Below are 22,693 nucleotides of genomic sequence, written 5' to 3'. Positions count from 1 at the left end.
GTTTGACCGGGCGAGGTGTCGCATCGCTCATGGCTGTTCGCCCTGCTCTGCCCGACCGAGCGCAATCAGCACGCGGGCAACGGTTTGCTCGACCTCTTCCACGGTGCAGCCATGCCGCTGGGCCGCTTCGATGTAGTCCAAATCTTCGAACCGCACCGATCCGAAGATCGCGCGATCGCGCTCCGGCAACGCGCGAAAGGCACGGCGCATCCGCCGCAGTCGAAGCCAGCGCGTCATTGGCCCGTCTCCCCGTCCGAGACGAACCCAAGCAGGTAATCGGCCGCCTTGCTGGCCGCACTCGCCGCCCGGAAGATCGCCTTTTCATCCTCGCGCAGCACGGCCAGCCAGCTGCCGACATAATCAGCGTGCCGAACGGTTGGACGGATTGCCAGCGACGCGCAGGTGAACGCGCTCGCCATCTCCGCAACCAGCTCCTCGCGAGCGTAGGCGGCACTCCCGAACGCGCCCGACTGCTCGCGATTCAGCCGTGAGCCATGCCCGGTCCAGTGCCCCAGTTCGTGGAGCGCTGTCCGGTACCAGTTGATCCGGCTGTAGAATGCCAACTGCGGTGGCACCGCGACATAGTCGCCACCGGGGCTGTAATAGGCCTCTCCGCCGCCAATCCGGATATCGGCCCCACATGCTTCCATCAGCGCGTGCGCAGCAGGAATGCGGTCCGCCTCGGCAACCGGCGCGTCCTGCGCCACCGTCGCCAGCCGCTCGGGGAGCCCCTCGCATTGATCGACGTTGAACACGGTAAACCGCTTGAGGAACGCCAGCTGCCGCGCCTCGCGGTCCTCGTCCCGCGCCCGCTCAGCCTCGTCCTTGGGCGTGAAACGATCCGCATAACAGATCGTCGTCCCCCGCTCGCCGCGCCGCACGCTCCCACCCGCCGCCTGCGCCTGCCGAAAGGTCAGCCAGCGCTGTGACGCATACCGCCCCTCGATCACCGCCGCCCAGAGGATCAGCACATTGATCCCCGAATAGCGCCGCCCGGTCACGGCATTGGCCGGCATCGCACAGCCACACGCCGCAGCATCCCAAGGCTGCACCCAGGGCAGCCGCCCCTGCTCCAGTTCGGCAATCACCCGTCCTGTCACCTCGGCATAGAGGCTCGCGCGGTTCTCGTGTCCAACACCCATGGTCCCTTCTCCTTTTCAAAACACCGCAACCGGCGCCGGAAGGGCGGGGGGAGCGGCAGGAGCGAACCGGCAGTCCTGCCGTCAGAGGCAGGCCGCACCGAAGGCCGAAACAACGTGGAGGAGCCGGGCAAAGCCCGGCTTGCGGCATGCCGCGGCAGGACTAAAGGCGAGCGACGCTCCCCCTGCCCGTCCGCGTGCCGGATGCACAACGCCGCCGCGCCGCAGCGCGGCGTCGATCTTGTCAGCGCAACCGCGCTGCCGGGCGCCACCGGCGCCCGGACAAGAACCGCACCCTTGCAACCGGGCGGGCCGCGCGGGCGGCGTGCGCGCGCCAGCACGTGCGCCAACCGCCGCCCGTGCCTCCCGCCCGGGCAAGTGTGCCACGCGGGCACCAGCAACATGCGCGCCCTGGTGTCGCCGAAGGCGTGCGCCAGCGCGCACACCGCACCCGCGTTCCGCTGCCGGCACCTGCCGGCCCGATCCACAGGAACGGCAGCGTCCGCGATTAAAACCCGAAGGGCCGAGGCGACTCAGCCGACTCGGCGCCGCGCCAGCGGCGTGCAAGCGCGGTCACGCCAAAGGCGTGAGACGCCCTGGCACGCCCGCATTGAACTTCAGGCGCTTCCTGCTCTACGACAGGTGCCCGAAAGTCCCCACGTCATCCCATCTGGCCCCAACCAGGCTCTTTTCACGACCAGCCGCGCAGCGCAAACTTGGCCCGGAGCGCTCCACCAACCCCCGAACGATTCTAAGGTGATAGAAGTGCCGACCTGCTCCCCGTTTTCAGTCCGCGGATGACTTAGCTCGGGTGTCCTTATGCCCCTGACGGGGGCGGCTCGTAAACTCAGCGGATGCCAATCCGCCAAGGCTGCTGTGCGGACGCACGGTGTTGTAGTCCATCCGCCATGCTTCGATGATCCGTCTGGCTGCCGCCAGCGATGGGAACAGGTGTTCCTTCAGGCACTCGTCGCGCGAGCGACCATTAAAGCTTCGCCGAAGCCGTTCTGCTGCGGCTTGCCCGGCGCGATGTAGTGCCACTCGACCCCAGTATCCTGGCACTAGGCCAGGACGGCGTGACTGGTCAGTTCAGTACCGTTGTCGCTGACCACATGCACGGCAGCCCGCGACGTTCGGCGATAGCGGCCAGTTCACGAACGCCCCGCCGGCCCGACAGCGACGTGTCGACGATACAGGCCAGGCATTCCCGGCTGTAATCGTCGATGACGTTCAGCATGCGGAACCGCCGGCCGCAGGCCAATGCGTCCGAGCGCGTTGTCGAGCGACCTGCGCTGATTGGGTTCCTGCGGAATCGCCATCGGTGCCCGCGTGCCGAGCGCCCGCTTGCGGCCGCCACGCTTGCGCACCGTCAGCCGCTCCTCGCGATACAGCCGGTACACCTTTCAGGTTCATGCCCTTGCCCTCACGTCGCAGCAGGATCGCCAGCCGTCGGTAGCCGAACCGACGACGCTCGTTCGCGATCTCGCCCATCCGCTGGCGGACAGCATCGTCCTTCGCGCGAAGCGGGTCATATTGCCACGCCGACCGATTGACCCCGATCAGCCTACAGGCACGACGCTCGGAGAAACCGTGATCGGCCATCAGCTTCTCCACCGCAGCGTAGCGCTCCACAGGCCGCGTCAGTTTTTCCCAGCAAATCCTTCAGCGCCGACACGTCGAGCATCGACTCCGCCAGCAGCTTCTTCAGCTGGCGGTTCTCGTCCTCCAGCGCCCGCAACCGCGCGGCGTCGGAAACTGTCAGGCCGCCATATTTCGACTTCCAGGTGTAAAAGGTCGCATCGCTGATCCCGTGCTTCCGGCACAGGTCGGCGGTCTTCACGCCAGCCTCATGCTCCCGCAGCACCCCAATGATCTGATCCTCGGTAAATCGGCTTCGCCGCATCACTCGTCTCCATCTGACGAGCTAACTTACCAGTGGCATGATTTCTGGGGAGCAGGTCATCGGTCCCGAGACATTGGCGGCCATCATCCGATCAAAGGAATCAGCATCGACCTCTTCAGGCCTGCCGAGCGCGGCATAGGCGGGGTTTAGCCACAATCCGTCGAGCCCACCTGCCCCGATCGCCGCCTCGACGAGCAATGCAACCTTGGAAGGATCGCCGGCGTCACTCGCGATGACATGCCCACCATCGCCGAGGGCGCGTTGCGTGCTGCTGACTCGATCCGGGTTCAACCCCGTGGCTATAACAATGCCGCCTCCCTGACGCTACGCTTCGCGCCAGCCACCCCCATGACGCGTGTTCCGCCCGTTATGAGGACGTGCTTATTCTCAGACCTGACAATTACGCAAAAATATAGCAGACGACGGAGTTGGCCGCATCCGCTGCTCCGAAAACGATCCTTTTCGAGAATGCTAGCTATTGCCAGTTATGTAAATGTCAGCGTTGATAGGCACACTTTCGTCAGCGCTAAATGGCGTCCGGTTGCGGCGGGAAACACCTGTTTGTCATACATCGCCTTCACGAGTAGGGCCAGGGGGTGGACCGGCTGCTTTTGGCTCGGTTGCCGATCGCCCGACCGAGATGATGAATAGGTGGTCACCGCCGTTCACTTACGTCGTGAGATTAATGGCATCTTCGAAGGGTACCGAGAGGAGGACCTTACCAGCTTCGTCTTCCACATCGACCTGTATTTGAGGTTCAGTTTCCCCTGTCGGACGGAAGTGGCTGGGAGTTCTCTGGCAGCGTCGATCGCGACGAGGTCAACCATAGCTAGACTGGTAAGCTCCCGGCCTTCCTCATCGGGGACATTAATGTCGTTGACTACGTGAAACAAGAACCTAGGCATTTCCCTAAACGCGTGTTGCAAACCTCGGTTCCAAAACCGGGATCCGATGGGCCGCTTCCGGCAGAAGCCGGCCCATCGCTGGCAGATCCCCAAGGAGACGAGACATAGTCGACCGCTTTCAGGAGGAAACAAATGACTGGGGCAGAATTTGGCGTGCATGAATGGTCTCCCGAGCAACTTCGGCGGGCCGTCATGGCCGCGGGGGTGGCGCTGTGGGCCTGGGATTTCGAGAGCGACGCCTTCACGATGGATGCGCAGGGGTTCGACCTCTGGGGGCTGGAGTGGCGTAAGGTCGTCACGTTCGAAGAGCTGTCTGCAAAGATCCACCCTGCCGATCGGTATCGCGTCCGATCGGCGTTCATGGCGACCCGCGCGATGCTGGGACCGCATGAGACCGATTTCCGGATCGTGGTCGATGGTACGGTCCGCTGGGTTGCAGCTCGCGGGCAGGGCGGAGGCGGAAGGCCAATCGACCGTACTGTGTTCGGCATTTTTCTGGATGTGACGGGCCGCAAACAGGCGGAAGAGGGTAATGAGTTGCTCGCGGGTGAGATGAGTCACCGCGTGAAGAACCTGCTTTCGATAGCGACTAGCCTTACGTCCCTTTCTTCTCGATCCGCCGCTAGCGCCGAGGAGATGGCCAACGAGCTGATCGGGAGGTTGACCGCCCTTGGCCGCGCACACGACCTGGTTCGGCCCCTTCCGGGAGGACAGGGCAACGCAGCGCTCTTGGGAGATCTGATAACGGTACTCTTGGCGCCTTATGACGATCTGGGAGCCTTCAAGGGCCGCATCCGTGTCGCGGTCGAGCGAATGGGCGTGGGTAAAACCGCCTCAACAGCGCTCGCCCTGGTGGTCCATGAGCTTGCAACCAACTCGATGAAGTATGGCGCGTTGGCTTCGCCAATAGGGACACTCGACGTATCCAGCATCTCGGAAGGGGAAATGCTTGTCATCACCTGGCTTGAACGCGGCGGCCCTCAGGTCGAAGTGCCTGATCGCACCCTCGGCTTCGGTAGCCAGCTCGTTCAGCGCAGCGTGGCCGGTCAGCTCGGCGGCACAATCGACTATGATTGGAACCGAGACGGCTTGATCGTAACGCTGAAAGTCAGTCGGGCCCGGTTGGCGCTCTGACCTCAGCCCACACACAGGCAACTCACCCCGAACGTGCGGCCTGCTTTACCACGAGAGCTGCGAGGTCGGCGGGCCGATACGGCTTTGGCAGGAATACGCTGTCGTCAGGAAGCGCTTCCGGCGGAAGCCATTGCCTTCCAGAGGTGACAATCACTTTCACGTGGGGGTAGCGCACCGCGACGATGTCGGCGAGCTGCAAGCCATCAATGGATCCCGGCATGTTGATGTCGGTGAAGACTACGGCGACCTGGTGTTGAGCGAGAATGTCCAGTGCCTCCAGGGCATTCGGAGCCTCAATCACGCGAAACCCGCTCTCTTCAAGTGTATCGGCCGCGATCATCCGCACGAAGGTCTCATCGTCAACGACGAGGACCGTTGAGGCTTTTTTGGTGGCCATTAGCAACTCCCGTCATCGACAGCGCGGCGGCCCGCTTGATGTTCCTGAGAATTGATATGAATCAACGGTTTAGAACGGGCGAGCCACTCGCTCCACCAAGGCGCATTTGCATCGAACGCCTCTGGCATGTCGCTGATGAACGCGAGCAGGTCACGGCAGCACTCAGCGATGCCATGAAGGTCGCGCGTTAAAGCTGCACTCGGCATTTGCGGCGCGAGGCTGTCAATTTCGGCGATATAGGCCGCGATGCGTTCCAACGCCTCGGTTCTGTGAGTCATGGGTTCCACCGATTGCGATTAGGCATTGCAGACCAGAGCGCGCCCCTCTGGCCTGGTTGGGAAGTCCTGCTGCTCCAGAGTATGCGGCCGCAGGGCAGCGGACCAATCAACCGATCTTAGAAGCTGGACCAATCCTCGGTTTCGAGGGCGAGGCTGCGCACCGCGGCGACCGACCGCTGGGGTCGGACCAAGTTGGTGCTTGCAGCTGCTCGCGCCGGTTGCGGCTTATGGTTGTAGCTCCGGCTACCGGTCTGGAAGTGCGAGGCGCGCTCCTTCAGTGACACAACCTCAGAGTTTAGATTGCGCGCGGCAGCCGAGGTCTGCTCGACCATTGCGGCATTCTGCTGCGTCATCTGATCGATGCTGTTCACGGCAGTGGAGACCTGGGTGACCGTAGTGGCCTGCGCCTGATTGTCCGTCGCCATGGTCTCCAGAAGGCCATGCACCTGGTTCACGTCCGAGACGATCTCGCCAAGGGCGCTGTCCACCCGGCGCACCATATCCACAGCGGCATTCACGTCAGACTGGGTAGCGGTGAGTTGGTCGCGCGCACGGCCAGCCTCTTCCTCCGCGCGCATCGCAAGCGCGGAGACGAGATCTGCCACGACTGCGAAGCCGCGGCCCGCTTCGCCGGCTCGGCCTGCCTCAACCGCAGCGTTCATAGCGAGAACCCGGGTCTGGAAGGCGATCTTGTCGGGGCCCTCGATGACGGTATCGATGCCCTTGGCGCTCTCCGACACACGGTTCATTGCCTGCATCGCTTCATCCGCTACGCTACGTCCCGATCCTACGACCTGAATGTCGCCAGTTCCCCGCGTGACCGTCTGTGTCGCCGCGGCGGCGGTTGCCCTGATGCGGGCGCCCCGTGTCGGTGTAGAACGGACGCAACTGCTCGCCCAGGTCCGACAGGTCGACAAAGCGGTCGATCAAGCGAAGCAGGTGGTCCGCCGGCACGTACCGCTCCAGGCTGAAGCTGTAGAACAGCGACTCCTGCGACACGGTTCGCCCATCATCCGCACGTCTCCCGCCGTCCAACGAGAGTGAATCAGACCGTCACAACGACTTCAAGGCGGCGTCTTGCAACACAATCAGGTGGCTAGCGGCCCTTCCGGCGCCGCTTAACGCGAATCTACCCGTAGACCATAACCGCGGGCTGCTCGCGCTCGTTGGGAAGCAGGGCGCTGGCCACTTTTCTGGTGCCGCACCACAACTCCCATGCGCTCCTGCCACTTTGCGAGACCTTCTCCACCGCTTCATCATCGTGCGCGGCTTCAACATCATCGCCGGAGACGATGTGGTCGTTTCGGCTCAAGCGATAAAAACGGTAATGCATAGCCCTACCTTTCTTTTCGCTTCTTTAACCGATGCCTGAACGACAAGTCAGTACGTAATATTACGCTGAGCCGACATGCACTTACCAACAAGGATACAATTTAGCTCATATTGGGTATGACACCGATAGTCGCCAGAGGTTACTGTAGCTTACATACCGAGTATTCAAAGCAATACCCTCCTTGGGTGGTCGCCTGAGCACGAACGCCCCGAAAGATGCCGAACGAGCCTTGGCTGTGCTCGGCGAGACACTAACCATTGGTCGAGTTGACGCTTCAGATACTCGCCCACATCGTTCACCCGATCGCCAGCGGCGTTCACTGCCTCGACTAGCCTCTCCATCGAGACGCCGAAGGACACCATTCAGGCCCGGACCTCATAGTCCTCGTTGAGCGAGATCCGCTGGCGGCGCCGCCCACCTATTTTGGATTTATCGTCTGCCACTTCATCTCCTTTCAGCAGGTTAGAACGCCGCGCGGTTCCATGATCGGTAGGTCTGCGAGAGCATTCACGACGTTATACATCGTGGGCAGGTCGGACCAGGTCGCGCGGCGAATACGCACGGGCCCGATGCCTTCCTGTCGGCGCTCGACCGTTCTGTCCGCATTGCTCGCTGGGGTGAGCGTGACCTGGTGCAGGTCGGACTCGCCAATGTGCCCGTGCGCGGCACATATTTTAGAATCAGTGTTCCATCGGAACGGAGCAAAGCTGACGCAGCTGTTTCATCGCGCAATGGGTGGCTGTCAGGTCGAGGAAGCGAAAGCCCACACAGGCCGGCTGCGCATATTTGTGCGCCATCCCACAGACATGGTTCGGCAATCTCGGCATAGAGCTTGGGATGCCCGATCTCGTCTCGCCCAGTGATGATCGGGTCGGCAAGGCTCTCCCACTACGGCAAGGAATCAGCCGGTCGACGCGTCCTGCTAGGTGGTGTTGACAAATTGGGCTCCCAAACGTCCTGATCTCTGATTGGAAGCGGCTCTTTGCGCGGAGCGGCAACGGCGCGTGGCGATCTGACGGGCGAGGAAATGGGCGGTGCTCGAAAGCCTGCTGCCGTCCGAGCGCGGCCGGAAGGCGCCCCCCATGACAACCGGCGATTTCTGAACGGCATGCTGCATGTGCTGCGGGTCGGTTTCCACCGGCGGGACATGCACGAGTGCTACGGCAAGTGGAACTCAGTCTATGTGCGGTTCCGGCGTTGGGCGGAACAAGGCGTCTGGGATGCGATGCTGGCCACGCTGGTCGAGTTCGGGTTGACCGACGACTGGCAGCACATGATCGACGGCACCACGGTTCGCGGCCATGTTTCGGCAGCGGGCGCGAAAGGAGGATTCATAAGGAGGCTTTTGGTCGATCACGCGGCGGCTTTACGTGCATAGCCCACGCCCGCTGTGACAATCAGGGACGCCCTCTCGGCTTCCTCCTGACCGGCGGCGAAGCGTCGGATTACGGCGCTGTCGATGACCTCATGACGCTGCCGGTCAACAAACCCAAGGCGCTGCTGGCCGACAAAGGCTATGATGGCGATGCGGTGCGGGCGAAGCTGTTGATCCGCGGCATCCTGCCGATCATCCCGCCAAAGGCCTACCGGCGCTGCCCCATCGCCTGCGACTTCCATCGATACCGGGACCGCAATCGCATCGAGCGCATGTTCGGGCACCTCAAGCATCAACGCCGCATCGCCACCCGCTAGGACAAAACTACGCTGTCGTTCGCCAGCTTCCTCAAGCTCGCCGCCATCCGACGGTGGTTATTCAACTTTGTCAACAGGACCTAGTCTCAACGAAGCGAAAAATTCAGCACGAAACTTCGACGTTCAAACACTCGAGGCATTCGAAGCACACTCAAAAGTCGAGAGAGACAATGGTGCCCGCGACCCCAGAAAACACCGATTACACCGTCTGGCGACGCTTGATTCCTGGCTCACGCTACGCCCACTTGTCGCCGGTCGGCAAACCCCTGCATCGTCAGGTCCACCTGAGGGCGTGCCTGTTGGCAATATGATGCCGATGATGCAGACAATCGACGATATGACGGATTCCAATGACGTTTATCCTGATGCAGCGGTCGCTCCGGGCTATCTTGCCAACCATGCGGCTCGGCTGTTCAATCGACAGGTGGATACGGCATTGCGTCCGTATGGATTGACGATGGCTCTCATCAGCCCGCTTCTTCTCCTTTCATGGAAGGGGCCACTTCTCCAACGCGATCTCGTGCGCTGGTCTGCTGTAAAGCAACCGGCGATGGCCGCCCTGCTCGACAAGCTGGAGGCAATGGATTTCGTCACACGCACGACCTCAACAACTGATCGACGCGCGGCCTCGGTACGGCTGACCGAAGCAGGCCACGATGCCGCGCGCATTGGCGGCGATGCTCTGATCGCTGCAAACCAAAGGGGTCTAGCGGGTTTTTCCGACAGCGAGGCAACTGGGCTGGTGACCCTGCTTCAGAGGTTCATCGCCAATTACGAAGCAGCAGACGGAACAATACATCACGCGTGATGTTTCTGAGGTGGTAAGGAGGTTCCTACCGCATGTCTCATCGCATTCTGATCTCTGGTGCCAGTATCGCAGGCAATGCCACCGCCTCGTGGCTGGGGCGTTATGGCCATGACGTGATGGTGGTCGAGCGCGCGCCGAAGTTCCGCGACGGCGGGCAGAACATTGATGTCCGTGGTGTCGGCCGCGAGGTGCTCGAGCGCATGGGCCTTGATCGCAAGGCCCTTGATCGTGGGACCGGCGAGGAGGGCACAGCCTGGGTCAACGCCGACAACAGCATCGCCGCCCGGTTTGCCAACAAGGAGCTGGATGGTGATGGCCCTACGGCTGAGCTTGAAATCCTCCGCGGCGATCTGGCCGGACTACTCTACGAAGACGCGAAATCGCAGGTCACCTATCGCTTCGGTACGACCATCAAATGCATTACTGGCAGCGCTCACGACACGGATCGTGTCGACGTCACGTTCGATGACGGCGAGACGGAAGCCTTTGATCTGGTGGTTGTCGCGGAAGGGGTCGGTTCCAGCACGCGCGAACTGATGTTCGCCGGGGAGAACAAGCCCCGCTGGATGAATCTAACTATCGCCTATTTCACCATTCCACGAGAACCCGGCGACGATCGGCTATGGCGCTGGTACAATGCGCCCGGCGGTCGCAGCATTTCGTTACGCCCCGACAATCATGGCACCATGCGGGCCAATCTTGCGATACAAGAAGTCGCCCACGGCGAGCACGAATGGGGCCGGGAAAAGCAGAAGGCGTATATGCGTGACCGTTTCGCGGATGCGGGGTGGCAGGCCGATCGCATCCTCGCCGGGATGGACACCATTGACGACTTCTATTTCGACGTGCTGCGTCAAGTGAGGATGGACCGCTGGTCCAGTGGTCGCGTCGTCTTGACCGGTGACGCGGCCTGGTGCGCGACGCCGCTTGCCGGCATCGGCGCCACTCTTTCGCTGACCGGCGCATGTGTGCTCGCCGGCGAGCTGCAACGCACAGACGACATCGGGACGGCGCTCACTGCCTACGAGGCGGCGATGCGGCCGATGGTAGATGACGGACAGGGAGTGCCGAAGTTCGGAACGCGTCTGATGCACCCGCGCTCGAACATCGGCATAAAACTCCTGCACGGCACGCTGAACGTCGCAAGCAAGCCCCCCCTCCGGAACCTGGGCGCCAAGCTACTCTCCAACCCACCGAAATCGCCTAACCTGTCCCGCTACCCGGCCCCGACTAACTGATACCTGCGATGCGCTTGCAGGTGGATGGCTGCGTGCGGTCCCGACGGCTTGGGACCGTTACGAAATCGGCTAACTGCCGTCTTTCACGTATCCCTTGGACCGCGGGGTTGCTGGCGCTCGGCCAGCATAGAGCTGCGAGCCGCCGGCGTTGCTGATAGGGACGTTGTTTGAGGAATAAGCAGGTTCAGCGGTTACCACGTCCTGATCGACCGGACACGATGCTGAGGCGTTTTATCAAGGCTAAGTTTTAGAAAAGGCGATCGCTTCCATGACATTGTTGGAGCAGTACATAGCTGGATGGCATGCACACGACGCAAAGGCGATACTCGCGACGCTCATCCCAGATTGCGTCGTCATCGAGAGCTTTGGGCCAGTATACCGAGGGCATGATTGGGTAGCACGATGGGTGTCGACGTGGTTGGCACAGGACGGACGGGTTATAGATTGGTCTATCCGCGATCTACGATGCTCGTCCGAGGAGGAAACGGCGGAATGGACCTTCCATTACACATGGCGTGGTGAGGAACAGTGTTTCGATGGTGCAACCATCGCGAAGCTGCGGGATGGTAAACTCTCGTATCTGCGTGAATATGCCACGACGGCAATGCTTTACGATTGGCGAGGCGAGTTCAGGTGACGCTGCAATATCTATCTCGGAAATCGTCCCCGTCGGGGGGGGGGCAGGGCGTCTACGTTCGCCCAAGCCCTCCCTGCGCGTGCCGACCGGTCGCGCCATTAAACGATCTTCTACTGCTTCCTATTCAGTATGCTTGTAGCCGACTGGACGATCAGGCTATCTCGAGCAGGATGGAAAACTGAAATCGTCGGAAAGTCCAAGGCTCTAGTTGCGGGATAGTTTTTACGAGACGGCCAGCTGCCGGTGCAGCGTTTCGTGATCCTCGACGTGCCAGTTCTCGACAATCAGCCCGTCAACGACCCGCATGATGTCGGTCGCCAAGTAATCGATCGCCTGCCCGGCCCCTTCCGCACCTTTGCGGCTCCCCGTGAAAGTGCCCGTGACGCGAAGATGGCTGACAATACGATCCCCCACCAGCATCTGTTGGAGGACCTTCACCCGGCCATCAGGGAACGCTGCAAAAAAGGCCGCCCTGGCATCGGCGAGACCTGACGGGCCTTGCCGTCGACCAGCAGGCAACGTGCGATCTTCGTAGCCGGAGGAAACGGTCGCCTCGAACAGCGCGGCGCTGCCGTTGTTCCAGAAGCCGTAATAGGTCGCCGCGATGTTCGCGAGAATGGAAGCAGCCCCGTCGGGGCTGACCAGCACGTCAGGACGCGCGAAGGCCACCGCCGCGGCATCATTCAATCTCGTGGGATATACAGATCCAAAACGTCCCATCTTAGGCGCCTTTCCGCTGCTTCAACCACCTCGACACGTCGGTGAGATCGATGCCCTGCGCGACATTGAAGCTCCGGTCCTTGTCCCAGGCGACGCCGGTGTCGCGGGCAAAGGCAAGGCGGTACTTTCGCATCCCGTCGTCCGGGTGTGACGCGACTTCGGACCGCAGTTGGTCCATATCCAATAGCACCCGTTCCGCATCGCGACCCAAATGCCCTTCGACCATGTCGGCAAGCTGGGCGTAGGAGAACGTATCCCCTGCGACGTACACCACCTCATCTCGGATGCGCGGTTCATGCGCGAGGATCGCGGCGGTGAGCCGCCCGATATCGTTCGAGGTGGTCACCGTCAGCCGGTTGTCCCAACTACCGAGCGCATGCACCCTGGGTCGTTCGAGATCGACCAGGCCGAAGGCCGGCTTGAAAAGGAAGCTGGTGAACATGCCCGTCGAAACGATGACCCATTCCGTGGCGGATTGCCCGCGCAGCAGGTCGCGTACGTCCGACTGCTCATCGAACACCGGTTGCCCGCTGCCGTGCCCGACCACATCGTAATCGACGCCGAACTGCCAAGGCACATAGCGTTCGACCCCGGCTTGAATAACGGCCTTGGTGATCTTCCGTTGGGTGCCGGGGCCGCCGACGAACCCGGTGCAGCAGATGATCGTCGTGAAGGGCGCGAAGATGGCGGCAAGGCCTTCGACCGTCTCCGTCGCAAGATCTGCGCGAACGATGTGGAGTGCCTTGTCCTGCAACTGGCGAGCAAGTTGCTCCTGCACTGCGTCGACGGATGGCCGGAGAAGGACGCTGATCGATCCCACGTTCTCGGGATGCCGCTCCAACAGGCCGTTGATGACGGCTAGTCCCAGTTCTCCTGCACCGACGACAAGGGTAGTGGGGGTGGTGATCTTTGTTTCTGGCATCAGGAGCTCCTTGTGATCCTGATGCAAAAATGGAAGCACGGTCGGTAATAAGAAGAAGGCACACGCGTGATACCGCTTGACGACTTGGACTTCGATGCCGTGATTGCGCACTCGCAAGCGGCCTGCGATGCGCTCAGCGACGATGATGACGGGCTGAAGCGGCAGGTGCTGGCCCATGCCGGCAACCGATGGGCGCTCGGTATCGTCCATGCCCTGGGAGTTGCCGGTACGCTGCGCCATGCAGAACTGGCACGCCGGCTCGAAGGGGTCACGCAGCGCATGTTGACCCGGTCCTTGCGTCACCTGGAACGCGATGGGCTCATTCTCCGCCGTGACTATGGGGAAGTGCCACCGCGGGTCGATTACACGCTTACCCCCCTTGGACGGGGATTGCTCGTCGGAATGATGCCGCTTTGGACCTGGATCATCGACAATGCGCCGAAGTTCAGGGCGGCACGCACTCGATTCGATCTAGGTGGTGTTGACAAAGTGGGCTCCCAAACGTCCTGATCTCTGATTGAAAGCGGCTCTTTGCGCGGAGCGGCAATGGCGCGTGGCGATCTGACGGACGAGGAATGGGCGGTGCTCGAAGGCCTGCTGCCGTCCGAGCGCGGCAAGGCGCGGCCCTCCCATGACAACCGGCGATTTCTGAACGGCATGCTGCATGTGCTGCGGGTCGGTTGCCCCTGGCGGGACATGCACGAGCGCTACGGCAAGTGGAACTTGGTCTATGTGCGGTTCCGGCGGTGAGCAGACTGGCGGCCCTATGCGCTATTGACCGGATGGCTTGCGATCGGTGGCGTTTTCCGGTGGACGGGACACTACCGGACCAGCATCCGCACGCGATGATCGATTCCGTTGCCGAGATACGTATCCTGTGGAGCCGCAGATCAGTAACCAAACAGGAGGCATTCCGGCTCTCAAAGCGCTTGCCGATATATCGCACGCGATGCGCAGTGAGGCTGGAATCCACTCCGATTGGTGATTAGGCTTAACTTCGTGAAGTGATACTGAACCAAGCCGGGATTATCGGAGGCCCAACTTCTGAGAGGAGGAATCTATGACGAGCAAGACGACGAACAAGTTCTCCCCTGAGGTGCGCGCCCGCGCGGTTCGAATGGTGCTGGAACACGAGAAGGATCACCCGCGCGGTGGGCGGCGGTATTATCGATCGCGGCGAAGATCGGCTGTTCCGGGCAGACGCTCAACGAATGGGTGAAGAAAGCCGAGGTGGACAGCGGCATGCGCGGTGGTGCGCCGAGTGACGTCGCGGAGCGGATGAAAGCCTAGGAACGCGAGAACCGCGAGTTGCGCCAGGCGAACGATATCCTTCGCAAGGCGTCCGCTTATTTTGCGATGGCGGAGCTCGACCGCCGAGCGAAGTGATGGTGTCGTTCATTGACGCGCACCGCGCGGTGTACGGGGTCGAGCCGATCTGCCGGGTACTGCCGATCGCCCGATCCACCTACCATGCCCATGCTGCCAGAAGGATAGAGCCGACCAGGCGGTCGGCTCTGGCTCGGCGGGACGACTTGCTCCGACCGGAGGTGCGCCGCGTGTTCGAGGAGAATTTCCGCGTCTATGGCGTCCGCAAGCTTTGGCGGCAGCTGCGCCGCGAGGGGTTCGACCTCGCCCGATGTACCGTTGCCCAGCTGATGCGGGGGACGGGCCTGGCAGGCATGATCCGCGGCAAGCCGGTGCGCACCACCGTCAGCGACAAAGCGGCACCATGCCCGCCCGATCGGGTGAACCGCCAGTTCCGCGCTCCGGCGCCCAACATGCTGTGGGTGTCGGACTTTAACTTCCTCGGCGCCATCCATCTCGCCGCCGCCGTCATGTGGTGGCTGTGGATCCCAGCCGTAAAGAACATCGGCATGTCCGTTGTCGCCCCCTCAGCCGACGAAAGTCCGATAGCCAGCCGCTAGAAGCCAGAAACCAAGGGTTGCGGCGGAGAACCAAAAGCCAACTGGTGGGTCAGAGCGACTTCAGGAGAAAAACCCAAGCGTTACCGTCACCGTTAAAGGCGCCTCAATCAGCAAAATTCTCGCGATGATTGCAACGGCTACGAACGGCAGTTCGTCTTCCATGAGGCCAAGCTGGTAAATTCGTCTCAGGTCTGCAACAGCTGGTCGCTCGACGATCTCTGAACGGCCTCGCGCACACGCGCTGGACTCCAGCCGTTTCATTTGTCTGCATGCGGCATTTGTAGTACATATGGGTCGACTCAGGAGGAACGCGTTAAGTTTCCTGGCACCTTACGCTGTTATATGTCGTACTAGTTTGGCGGTTCGTTGGAGTTCGCCCTGTCGCCTGCCTTGGCGCCAACTTCTTGATCGTAGCGGATCGAACTCCCGGACGATCCGCCATAAACGGAGAGGTTTGATGAAGGGACTATCGTTCCGCGCACGGACCGCCATCCGCAGGATGCGCGCGCTCGCGCTCGCGCCCGCCATGGTGACGGGGCTGTTTCCCGGCGTGGCGGAGGCCCAGCTGGTGACGGTACAAAACAAGCTCGCCAATCACTACGCCTATGACCCGCTGCCGGATGCTTGCCCGAACGGTCATCGGATCGCCAACATTCCCGAAGGCTATCGCACCGAGCGCGACCATGTGATCTACAATGATTCCACCCACAAATGGGTGATGTGGGCACATTATGAAGCGTCCGGCTATGGCACGGCCCAAGCACTGGTGGCGCAGAGCGACACCGAATGCGGGCCCTACACGATCGTCAAGACCTTCCGCCCCCTCGATCGCGAGATCCGCGACGACTATGTGTGGAAGGATAACGATGGCACGGCGTATTTTCTTGCCGCCTCGCGCAAGAACGGAGGCGCGAACGACACCATGGCGATCTTCCGGCTGACCGCCAACTATCTCGATGTTGACGTCAGCGCAGGCACCACCTGGGCTTTCGAGAATCAGTATCGCGAAGCCCCGATTGTGATGAAGAAGGGGAACATCTACTTCCTGCTCACCTCCGCGGCGGCTGGATGGTATCCCAGCCAGGGGGCCTATGCCACGGCGACCTCAATGCTCGGGCCCTGGTCTCCGCTCGCCAATTTCGGCAATGCCTCGACCTTCGGCGGCCAGAATGCGGACGTACGCATCATCCGGGGCAGCGGGTCGACCGCCAACATCTTGGTGCTCGACCATCTTGGCGGCGCCATCGCACGTGATGACGGTCGGATGTGGCTGCCGGTGCTGCTCGACGATCAGGCGCGCACCGCGACGCTCGACTATTATTCGACCTTCTATGTCGACAAGACAACCGGCGCGCTGACGCTGCCTTCAACCGATAGCGTTGCCGCCACCCGACCCGCGACGGCGAGTGCGACGGCATCCGGCAGTTCGCCGCAATATGGAAACGACCGCAGCTACCAAACGAAATGGTCGGCGGTCTCCAGCGCCAATTGGCCCGCCTGGTGGCGCGTCGATCTCGGTTCAGCACGCCATGTCGGTGAAATCCAGATTTCCTGGCCAATGACAAAGGGATCGGAGGCCTATTACAAGTACAAGATTGAGTTCAGTTCCGATGGAACGACTTGGCAGACGTATGATTTCACCAACAACACGCTCTATGGCTTCACGGTCGACAGCTTCAACGTGACCGCGCGCTTTATCCGCGTGCAGTTGGTGACGGCAGTGCTCTCCAACAACCCGAACAACTGGTACACTCCCGCCCTGTGGAATGTGCGCGTACTGAACTGAGCGACATGCGGGGGCGGCGCGCGCCCTGCATCCACGATCGAAAAGGAGCGCGCGCCGTGCCAAACACCGGCCGCAACCAACCAGGCAGGCTGATCCCGCTGGTGTCCATTCTGACGGTGGCGGCAGCGGCCGTGATCGGCCTTGTGCTCGGCACCACCGGACGCCGCCCCCGGCAGAGCGGGGTCGTACGGATCGTCAACCCGCCCCGCCTCGCCGTGCCTCCTGCGCTAGCCCTAGAGACGCCCGGCGCGAGGTCTGGGCCGCCCCCGGCCGCCCTTCTGGCGGAAGCGCCGAGTGTATTGCGGAGCCTGCATGCCAGCATCGCGAGCGATTCGGTGGCGGATGCCGATGCGGCAGCACAGGTTCGAGCGCTATTCGCCGCCGCCGCCGGCCTCTCGATCTGGTCGGTTTCCTGCGGCCGCAGCCGGTGCGAGGTGCAAGGCGACGCCGCTGCGGACGAGAGCGTGACCCGGCTGCGGCTGCGGGACCCGACCATCCTCGACGCCCTGTCTGCCCACGGCATGACTGCCGGCATGGACATCGTGCGCGAGGCGAACGGCCGCAGCAGCTTTATCCTGTTCGTCGATCGCGCACCCGGCGATTGACGCCCCGCCGGTCATCGCCGATCAGCGCTTCGGCACATCGCGCTCGGCCATGCGATTGGGCGCTGTAGGCAGCCCGAATGGCCAAGGGCCGCCCTTAGCAAGGTGGCTACCGCCTGGGTCAGTTCCAGATTGCCTCCCTCCGACAAGTCGCCCGCGTCATAGTCCACGTCCATATCGGACCGCACGCCCGTTTCCACCACAAACGTGCCGTGCGTATCGCGAGGGCGAGTTGCGGCACCTGCGTCGCGGGGCCGGATGCGCGCGCGCTTTAGCGAGGAGAAGAACCTCTCGGCGGTGGCGTTGTCATCGCAGTTGCCGCGACGGCTCTTCGAGTGCTCAAGATTGCGTGCGCGTAGGAAGATAACCATCCCCGGCTTCAACCCGATCGCTGTCACCGCGATAGTTGCGCTCGCGTTGCCGGTAGAGGCCTTTACCGAGAGCGGTCGTTTCGCCGCCTAACTCGAACTCGAGCCGCACCCAGTATTCGGCAGGAGGCAAGAAGATTGGCCAGATTTCGAAAATGGGAGGCCGCACCATTCGACGGTGCTCATCATCGGCGGCAGTTCGGTCGTCAGGCAGGCCACCATCACCGCGCCGCCAAATTTGTGGCTGGAGCGGATACTGGCGCGCAAACCGCGCATGCTCGTCTCAGTGCGCCGGCCAACAAGATGGCGCGCATCGCCTAGACGGGCGGGACCAAAAACGAGGAGCACAAACTCCGGCAGCGGTTGCTGCCTAAGCTGGGACAGAAGCCCGAGATGTCGGGGACATTGGGGTCGAAGGGGGATCGCCCGACTCTCGGCGAGGCGGGGAACCAGGGGACAGGCGGAGCGCTAGCTAAGCGCGGAACGCTCATGTGGTTCCGGTCCGCGTACTCCCATGCTGGACCGCAACTATGGCGCCGCCGATGGGGGCCGGAAAGATGACAGCATCCAACTAGGTGCGGGCTACCCGATTTACCGCCTGCGCCCGTAACGGCGTCAACAGACACCATTCCGCTCGACAGGCTGATGTTACGGTGAGAGATTGCAACTAGAGTGGTGTGATCGCCAGCGCGAACAAGGGATCTGCGCTCAACTGCGACAGTTTGTCACCCCGACGAAAGAAGGGATGGCACGGCGTCGGACGCTATCAAGGCAAAAGCGTTGCGGTGCAATCTGTCGCGGCCAGAACATTCCCAGAACCTCAGATCGTGAAGAAATACGAAGTTAACTGAGTTTTAAAAAAAAGGCCGCGCTTTTCCTAAAATACGTATGCTTGAGAGGGTATCTCGTCAACCAACCTTCCATATCGATTGCGGGAGTTGCCAACGTGGAAATACAAGGAGCTTTCGATGGAATGGTTCAAGGCGGAGGCGCCGATTAGGAAGAAGCTTCAGGTCGCCTTCGGAGCCATGGTTGGCGTCATGTTGGTGCTGGAGCTTCTGTCCTTCTTCGATGCGGGCTGGATCAGAGTGGCCGTTGATCTCGCAGCGATTGGCATTGCGGCACTCGTCGGGGCCAAGTTTCGCGCGGCCATCGCCGACCCTTATGTTACGACGGTTGTGCGCATGGAGGGACTGGCCGACGGTGACCTCCAAAGCCCAATCGCGTTCACCGATTACAAGGACTGCGTTGGCCGGATGACCAAGGCCATGCTCACGTTCCGCGATGCAGCCGTGGAACAGCAACGGCAGGCAGCTGAGCAAGCCGATGTGGTAAAAACACTGGGCACCCTTCTCCGCCGCCTCCGAGCAGGAGACTTGACGGCAACCATCGCCGGCGATTTCCCAACCGCCTATGCCGCGCTGCGTGATGACTACAACCTTACGGTAGAAGGTTTGCGGGAGCTGGTCGGCGCGGTGTCGCAGAGCGCGACTACAATCGAGAGCGGCGCGAACGAGATCGCGACAGCTTCGGAGGACCTCGCCCGTCGAACCGAGGCGAACGCGGCCAATCTGGAAGAAACCACTGCAGCGATTACGCAGATGGATGGGCGCCTCAAGCAAACCGCGGCAGCAGCTGCGAAAACCGTCTCACGCGCGGACACCGCAATCAAGACCGTGTCAAGCGGACGCGTGATCGCCGATGATGCGGTCTACGCCATGGGCAAGGTCTCGGAAAGCGCTAAGGGCATCGACAGCGTCATCGAAGGCCTCGACAAGATCGCTTTTCAAACTCGCGTCCTTGCGATGAACGCTGCCGTGGAGGCCGGACGGGCCGGCGAGGCAGGCCGCGGCTTTGCCGTCGTTGCTGACCTTGTGTCCGCACTTGCGATGCGGGCTGAGGAAGAAGCTGGTCGAGCCCGCGATCAGCTCACCACCACCCAGTCAGAAATCATGTCCGCCGTGGAAATGGTGCGAAAGGTAGACGGAGCGTTCGCAGGGATTTCGGCAGACGTTGCTGAAGTCCACGACCTCCTTGGTGATATTGCGAGGGACAACAGCGCGCAGGCCAGCGCTGTCAGCGAGATCAGCGAGACGGTCAACGCAATGGACCATACGACACAGCAGAATGCGGCGATGGTTGAACAGACCTCGGCTGCCGCACGCAACCTCGCCAGCGAGGTTGGCCAGCTTACGCAAGCGGCGTCGCGCTTCGATATCGGGCATCAGCATGAGCACGAGGCAAGCCGATCTGGGTGGAACAAGGCTGAAGCTTATACCGCGCAATCTGCACCACGATCACGGGCGCCCGCTCCTAGCGCGGAAGAAGGGTCCTCTTTCTAAACTTTGAATTCGGACACACGACATGGGTCGCGTGCCTGGTTCTGCCCCAAGCGAACGCCGTAGGTGCTCTCCGTCTTCCGGGACCAGGCGCGCAGGAAGCCAACCACTTCCAACCCCGCCTGGCTCGTCGAGATTCGCACGGCACCTTTCGCTTCTGGGTGGGCGTGATCGAACTCTGACTATCGGAGGTTTGTGATTAGTAGACGCGGACTTTAGCGATAGATGACCGAGGAATAACCTCGAGCGAGACGTTGGAGCACGAGATCCTGGCCGGCGAGCTTCGGCGCGTTGGGCGTATTTACGAGGGTCTTCTCGGACGAGACACAGCGCCTCAGCCTGTCAGCTAGCTCAAAACCCAGCGCAAGCTTACCCTGATTGTGAATGCGACGAACTAACTGCGAACGCTGCATCATAACTATGTCAAATACCCACGGCACCCCTCGACGAACGGTGGGAGGCAAACCTTTATCGGCCGGGATCTGTTCACTCCTAGCGACGACAGCGTGCCCTTGCCGTTTGCCACCACGTGCTGGAGCGGTGCATGAGCAAAGCGGACATGGTCAGAGCAGATCGGGTTACGCCATCGGGGTGGCGGACGATGATATGTGACACCACGCAAATTTGAAACGATCCAAGTGTAGGACACCTTCATGAGCAGCACTCAAATTTCCATAAGGCCGCGGGCTGCCCTTTGTTTGTTGCCGATGCTCTTGTGCGGTTGCGGGGGAAATGACAGCAATGGGTCGGTGAAATCACCCTCTATCGTATTGCCTACGCCTGTGCCAAGTTCTAGCCCCGCGCCGACACCTGCTTCCACAGCCTGCACTACTACCTCGACGTGGCGGCCCTGGGGAGCGCTAGGTCCGCTGCGCCGCTGGACGCCACTCGACAGCGATTCGACCGCTGGTCAGGCGTCTGATCCAGGCCGTTCCGCCGGAGCGCCCTTCGAGGCTCGAATGGTGGTGGCGTTCGGGCGCGACGCCGAGTTTTCCCGCCGAACGGTCGTGCTCGAACTGCCAGACGGCTGTCGCCGCTCATTTCAGAGCCGCTCGTTTTCGCCGTCCGATGTCGCCGAGATCGACCGGCGCGTTGCGGAGCATCCACTCACAGCCGATTCACGCACGTACGCAACTGATTATCAGTCTGGCCGCGCCACCGAGGCAGCGGTGGAAGACGGCCGGCTTGGGCTCTTCAATACCCAGCATTTCAGTATCTGGTATGGGACTGATCATTCTGCCTTCAGCTATATCTATCAGAAAGGCCGTGGCGCTGCATGGGACGACATGGTACGCGACACTGGTGCCTGGGCAGAGCAGATCTGGCTTCTCAACCAATACTTCCTGAATTCACCGCTTCCCTATTTGAATGATCCTTCACCCAAGCGAATCAACATCTACATCTGTGGCACTGGGCTGCCTTGGATCTCGGATGGAGACCGAGGTGACTGCGGCGCCAGCGCGTCGGACGCGCTTTGGTTGAGCAGCGTGTATCTGCAGCCCGGATCAACCACACTCGTCCACGAATATTCGCACGTCATATCTACGTACACCGGAGGATTTCGTGACCGACCTTCGGCGGGGCCCGCGTGGGAAACTTTTGCCGAATGGAACAGTGTCTCGCTTTCGATGAACGGGGGGGCTCAAGTCGCGGCATATCTGGGGCAGCTTGAAAAGGGTCCGACCTTTTCCGACCTGCGATATGCGGCATGGCCTTGGCTAGTCGCCTTGCAGGAAGGTGACTCTACGCGCCCACTCCTCTGGCAAGTCTGGACTGACAATTTGCGCGAAGCCGACGGGCGGAGTCGTGAGGATCAAATGGAAGCATTTGTTCGGATTGGGCAGAAGACGGGCGCATTTCCGAACGGATGGCGTAGCTTCGCCGATTTCATGGGCATGTTCGGTGCCAGGTTAGCGGCCGGCGATTTCGAGATGCAGAAGGCGCTCCTAGATTATGCTCGAGATGTGCCCATGGCCCAACGCTATGCAGAGCTGTCGCCGGCAAGTGTGGCTGGCACTTATCATTCGTCGTACGACCGACCACTCCTACAGTTCGGCACGCATTTGATTCGCCTCACGCCTGAGCTGGACTCTTCGAAAATAACGGTACAGTTGACCGGCGAGCCGAAGATTCCAAAATCGGCGTGGCGCTTCCGCTTAGTTGCGATCGATGCTCAAGGCAGAGCAATGTACAGCCCTCTGGCAGCGGTTGATGATGCGGAGAGCGCCAGCTCACAAATACCGGTAAGCACAGGGGTAACTTATATTCTTGCAGTCACCGCGACTCCTTATGTTTATCAGACTTTAGGTTGGAACGGCGACGCCCAATTCCCAACGCCCGACATATTCCCTTATCAGCTCAAACTCACTGGAGCAGTGGCAAGGTAGCGCCGATCGCGCGCGCCCTTCCACCGTTAAGGGCTGTGAACTTGGTCGAGAAGGAATGAACGGAACTCGACACTAGCGCGACTTCCTCCGAAATTTACGCAACATAGTTGTATATACAAATGTGTTAACCAGTTGCGCCGCTAAAGGCGTAAACATCTAAAGAAGCTGTAATGCGAATGA

Annotated in this window: 18 protein-coding genes, 6 pseudogenes and 1 other annotated feature; of the genes and pseudogenes, 12 read left to right on the top strand and 12 right to left on the bottom strand. The window is 61.3% G+C overall.

Translation table 11 applies throughout. From position 1 onward, the window contains the following. Positions 1-27 precede the first annotated feature (27 nt). From ACTJKY_RS08245 to ACTJKY_RS08225, 5 genes and pseudogenes are all read right to left on the bottom strand, one after another. A complete protein-coding gene (locus ACTJKY_RS08245; RefSeq protein ID WP_440845359.1) occupies positions 28-237 on the bottom strand; it encodes a sigma factor-like helix-turn-helix DNA-binding protein in 210 nt (69 codons plus the stop codon). Further along, complete coding sequence (locus tag ACTJKY_RS08240; RefSeq protein WP_440845357.1) at positions 234-1,142, bottom strand: ArdC family protein; 909 nt, start codon at positions 1,140-1,142, stop codon at positions 234-236. The genes ACTJKY_RS08245 and ACTJKY_RS08240 overlap by 4 nt, the downstream gene beginning before the upstream one ends. A 783-nt stretch (positions 1,143-1,925) precedes the next feature. Further along, positions 1,926-3,042 (bottom strand): annotated as a pseudogene (locus tag ACTJKY_RS08235) (IS3 family transposase). A gap of 21 nt (positions 3,043-3,063) precedes the next feature. Beyond that, positions 3,064-3,333 (bottom strand): SDR family oxidoreductase, encoded by a 270-nt coding sequence (locus ACTJKY_RS08230; RefSeq protein ID WP_440845355.1) that lies wholly within the window; start codon positions 3,331-3,333, stop codon positions 3,064-3,066. Between the two features lie 374 nt (positions 3,334-3,707). Continuing rightward, positions 3,708-3,947: a DUF6894 family protein gene (locus ACTJKY_RS08225; protein ID WP_440845353.1), complete on the bottom strand. Its 240-nt coding sequence runs from the start codon at positions 3,945-3,947 to the stop codon at positions 3,708-3,710. 132 nt (positions 3,948-4,079) lie between these two features. Here ACTJKY_RS08225 and ACTJKY_RS08220 point away from each other — a divergent pair, with 132 nt between their 5' ends. Then, the gene (locus tag ACTJKY_RS08220; protein WP_440845351.1) at positions 4,080-5,081 is read left to right on the top strand and encodes a sensor histidine kinase; all 1,002 of its coding nucleotides are present in this window, start codon (positions 4,080-4,082) and stop codon (positions 5,079-5,081) included. A 22-nt stretch (positions 5,082-5,103) separates the two neighbouring features. On the opposite strand, the gene ACTJKY_RS08215 is transcribed toward ACTJKY_RS08220, so the two are convergent. The 5 genes and pseudogenes from ACTJKY_RS08215 to ACTJKY_RS08195 all read right to left on the bottom strand — a co-directional run bounded on the left by ACTJKY_RS08215 (position 5,104) and on the right by ACTJKY_RS08195 (position 7,089). Further along, positions 5,104-5,478: a response regulator gene (locus ACTJKY_RS08215; protein WP_440845349.1), complete on the bottom strand. Its 375-nt coding sequence runs from the start codon at positions 5,476-5,478 to the stop codon at positions 5,104-5,106. Beyond that, entirely contained in the window at positions 5,478-5,756 is a 279-nt protein-coding gene (locus tag ACTJKY_RS08210; RefSeq protein ID WP_440845347.1) for a hypothetical protein, read from the bottom strand. Before ACTJKY_RS08210 ends, ACTJKY_RS08215 begins: the two co-directional genes overlap by 1 nt. A 116-nt stretch (positions 5,757-5,872) precedes the next feature. After that, positions 5,873-6,613, bottom strand: a pseudogene (locus ACTJKY_RS08205) (methyl-accepting chemotaxis protein); the annotation flags it as partial. Next, positions 6,612-6,791 (bottom strand): annotated as a pseudogene (locus ACTJKY_RS08200) (hypothetical protein); the annotation flags it as partial. The pseudogenes ACTJKY_RS08200 and ACTJKY_RS08205, both read right to left, overlap by 2 nt. Before the next feature lie 94 nt (positions 6,792-6,885). Then, positions 6,886-7,089, bottom strand: coding sequence for a hypothetical protein (locus ACTJKY_RS08195; RefSeq protein WP_440845345.1), 204 nt, complete (start codon positions 7,087-7,089; stop codon positions 6,886-6,888). A 982-nt stretch (positions 7,090-8,071) separates the two neighbouring features. Between ACTJKY_RS08195 and ACTJKY_RS08190 the strand changes: the two are divergent. From ACTJKY_RS08190 to ACTJKY_RS08175, 4 genes and pseudogenes are all read left to right on the top strand, one after another. After that, a pseudogene (locus ACTJKY_RS08190) lies at positions 8,072-8,865 on the top strand (IS5 family transposase). Between the two features lie 223 nt (positions 8,866-9,088). Further along, positions 9,089-9,589, top strand: a complete 501-nt coding sequence (locus ACTJKY_RS08185; protein ID WP_440845343.1) for a MarR family winged helix-turn-helix transcriptional regulator — start codon at positions 9,089-9,091, stop codon at positions 9,587-9,589. 32 nt (positions 9,590-9,621) lie between these two features. Next, positions 9,622-10,827 carry an FAD-dependent monooxygenase gene (locus ACTJKY_RS08180; RefSeq protein WP_440845341.1) on the top strand — a complete coding sequence of 402 codons (1,206 nt, stop codon included), beginning with the start codon at positions 9,622-9,624 and terminating at the stop codon, positions 10,825-10,827. A 268-nt stretch (positions 10,828-11,095) separates the two neighbouring features. After that, positions 11,096-11,464 carry a nuclear transport factor 2 family protein gene (locus ACTJKY_RS08175; protein ID WP_440845339.1) on the top strand — a complete coding sequence of 123 codons (369 nt, stop codon included), beginning with the start codon at positions 11,096-11,098 and terminating at the stop codon, positions 11,462-11,464. Positions 11,465-11,686: 222 nt separating this feature from the next. Here ACTJKY_RS08175 and ACTJKY_RS08170 read toward each other — a convergent pair whose 3' ends face one another. Beyond that, a complete protein-coding gene (locus ACTJKY_RS08170; RefSeq protein WP_440845337.1) occupies positions 11,687-12,133 on the bottom strand; it encodes an ester cyclase in 447 nt (148 codons plus the stop codon). Positions 12,134-12,185: 52 nt separating this feature from the next. Then, a complete protein-coding gene (locus ACTJKY_RS08165; protein WP_440845335.1) occupies positions 12,186-13,346 on the bottom strand; it encodes an aromatic alcohol reductase in 1,161 nt (386 codons plus the stop codon). Here ACTJKY_RS08165 and ACTJKY_RS08160 point away from each other — a divergent pair. The 7 genes and pseudogenes from ACTJKY_RS08160 to ACTJKY_RS08130 all read left to right on the top strand — a co-directional run bounded on the left by ACTJKY_RS08160 (position 13,272) and on the right by ACTJKY_RS08130 (position 22,513). Further along, positions 13,272-13,616, top strand: a complete 345-nt coding sequence (locus ACTJKY_RS08160; protein WP_440845334.1) for a winged helix-turn-helix transcriptional regulator — start codon at positions 13,272-13,274, stop codon at positions 13,614-13,616. The two genes, ACTJKY_RS08165 and ACTJKY_RS08160, sit on opposite strands and share 75 nt — an antisense overlap. A 36-nt stretch (positions 13,617-13,652) precedes the next feature. Beyond that, positions 13,653-13,853: pseudogene (locus ACTJKY_RS08155) on the top strand (transposase); the annotation flags it as partial. A gap of 313 nt (positions 13,854-14,166) precedes the next feature. Then, positions 14,167-14,914 (top strand): annotated as a pseudogene (locus ACTJKY_RS08150) (IS3 family transposase); the annotation flags it as partial. Then, positions 14,450-14,565, top strand: a sequence feature (AL1L pseudoknot). Its footprint overlaps the pseudogene before it by 116 nt. A gap of 574 nt (positions 14,915-15,488) precedes the next feature. Further along, a complete protein-coding gene (locus ACTJKY_RS08145) occupies positions 15,489-16,817 on the top strand; it encodes a discoidin domain-containing protein (RefSeq protein WP_440845332.1) in 1,329 nt (442 codons plus the stop codon). 101 nt (positions 16,818-16,918) lie between these two features. Beyond that, a complete protein-coding gene (locus ACTJKY_RS08140; protein ID WP_440845331.1) occupies positions 16,919-17,422 on the top strand; it encodes a hypothetical protein in 504 nt (167 codons plus the stop codon). Positions 17,423-18,755: 1,333 nt separating this feature from the next. After that, positions 18,756-20,129, top strand: a complete 1,374-nt coding sequence (locus ACTJKY_RS08135) for a methyl-accepting chemotaxis protein (protein WP_440845330.1) — start codon at positions 18,756-18,758, stop codon at positions 20,127-20,129. Positions 20,130-21,085: 956 nt separating this feature from the next. Beyond that, positions 21,086-22,513, top strand: coding sequence for a DUF6055 domain-containing protein (locus ACTJKY_RS08130; protein ID WP_440845328.1), 1,428 nt, complete (start codon positions 21,086-21,088; stop codon positions 22,511-22,513). Positions 22,514-22,693: the final 180 nt, after the last annotated feature.

The sequence above is a fragment of the Sphingomonas sp. 22176 genome, from assembly GCF_052045505.1.
Taxonomy (GTDB): domain Bacteria; phylum Pseudomonadota; class Alphaproteobacteria; order Sphingomonadales; family Sphingomonadaceae; genus Sphingomonas.
This window is presented reverse-complemented; position numbering and strand designations above follow the sequence as displayed.

What these genes read in the sequence shown, in the direction of transcription:
- ACTJKY_RS08185 (WP_440845343.1), top strand. Translation starts at nt 9,089, where the DNA reads ATGATGCCGATGATGCAGACAATCGACGATATGACGGATTCCAATGAC.
- ACTJKY_RS08165 (WP_440845335.1), bottom strand. Translation starts at nt 13,346, where the DNA reads ATGGCGCAGCGTACCGGCAACTCCCAGGGCATGGACGATACCGAGCGC.
- ACTJKY_RS08145 (WP_440845332.1), top strand. Translation starts at nt 15,489, where the DNA reads ATGAAGGGACTATCGTTCCGCGCACGGACCGCCATCCGCAGGATGCGC.
- ACTJKY_RS08215 (WP_440845349.1), bottom strand. Translation starts at nt 5,478, where the DNA reads ATGGCCACCAAAAAAGCCTCAACGGTCCTCGTCGTTGACGATGAGACC.
- ACTJKY_RS08175 (WP_440845339.1), top strand. Translation starts at nt 11,096, where the DNA reads ATGACATTGTTGGAGCAGTACATAGCTGGATGGCATGCACACGACGCA.
- ACTJKY_RS08240 (WP_440845357.1), bottom strand. Translation starts at nt 1,142, where the DNA reads ATGGGTGTTGGACACGAGAACCGCGCGAGCCTCTATGCCGAGGTGACA.
- ACTJKY_RS08135 (WP_440845330.1), top strand. Translation starts at nt 18,756, where the DNA reads ATGGAATGGTTCAAGGCGGAGGCGCCGATTAGGAAGAAGCTTCAGGTC.
- ACTJKY_RS08130 (WP_440845328.1), top strand. Translation starts at nt 21,086, where the DNA reads ATGGTGGTGGCGTTCGGGCGCGACGCCGAGTTTTCCCGCCGAACGGTC.
- ACTJKY_RS08180 (WP_440845341.1), top strand. Translation starts at nt 9,622, where the DNA reads ATGTCTCATCGCATTCTGATCTCTGGTGCCAGTATCGCAGGCAATGCC.
- ACTJKY_RS08210 (WP_440845347.1), bottom strand. Translation starts at nt 5,756, where the DNA reads ATGACTCACAGAACCGAGGCGTTGGAACGCATCGCGGCCTATATCGCC.
- ACTJKY_RS08195 (WP_440845345.1), bottom strand. Translation starts at nt 7,089, where the DNA reads ATGCATTACCGTTTTTATCGCTTGAGCCGAAACGACCACATCGTCTCC.
- ACTJKY_RS08220 (WP_440845351.1), top strand. Translation starts at nt 4,080, where the DNA reads ATGACTGGGGCAGAATTTGGCGTGCATGAATGGTCTCCCGAGCAACTT.
- ACTJKY_RS08245 (WP_440845359.1), bottom strand. Translation starts at nt 237, where the DNA reads ATGACGCGCTGGCTTCGACTGCGGCGGATGCGCCGTGCCTTTCGCGCG.
- ACTJKY_RS08225 (WP_440845353.1), bottom strand. Translation starts at nt 3,947, where the DNA reads ATGCCTAGGTTCTTGTTTCACGTAGTCAACGACATTAATGTCCCCGAT.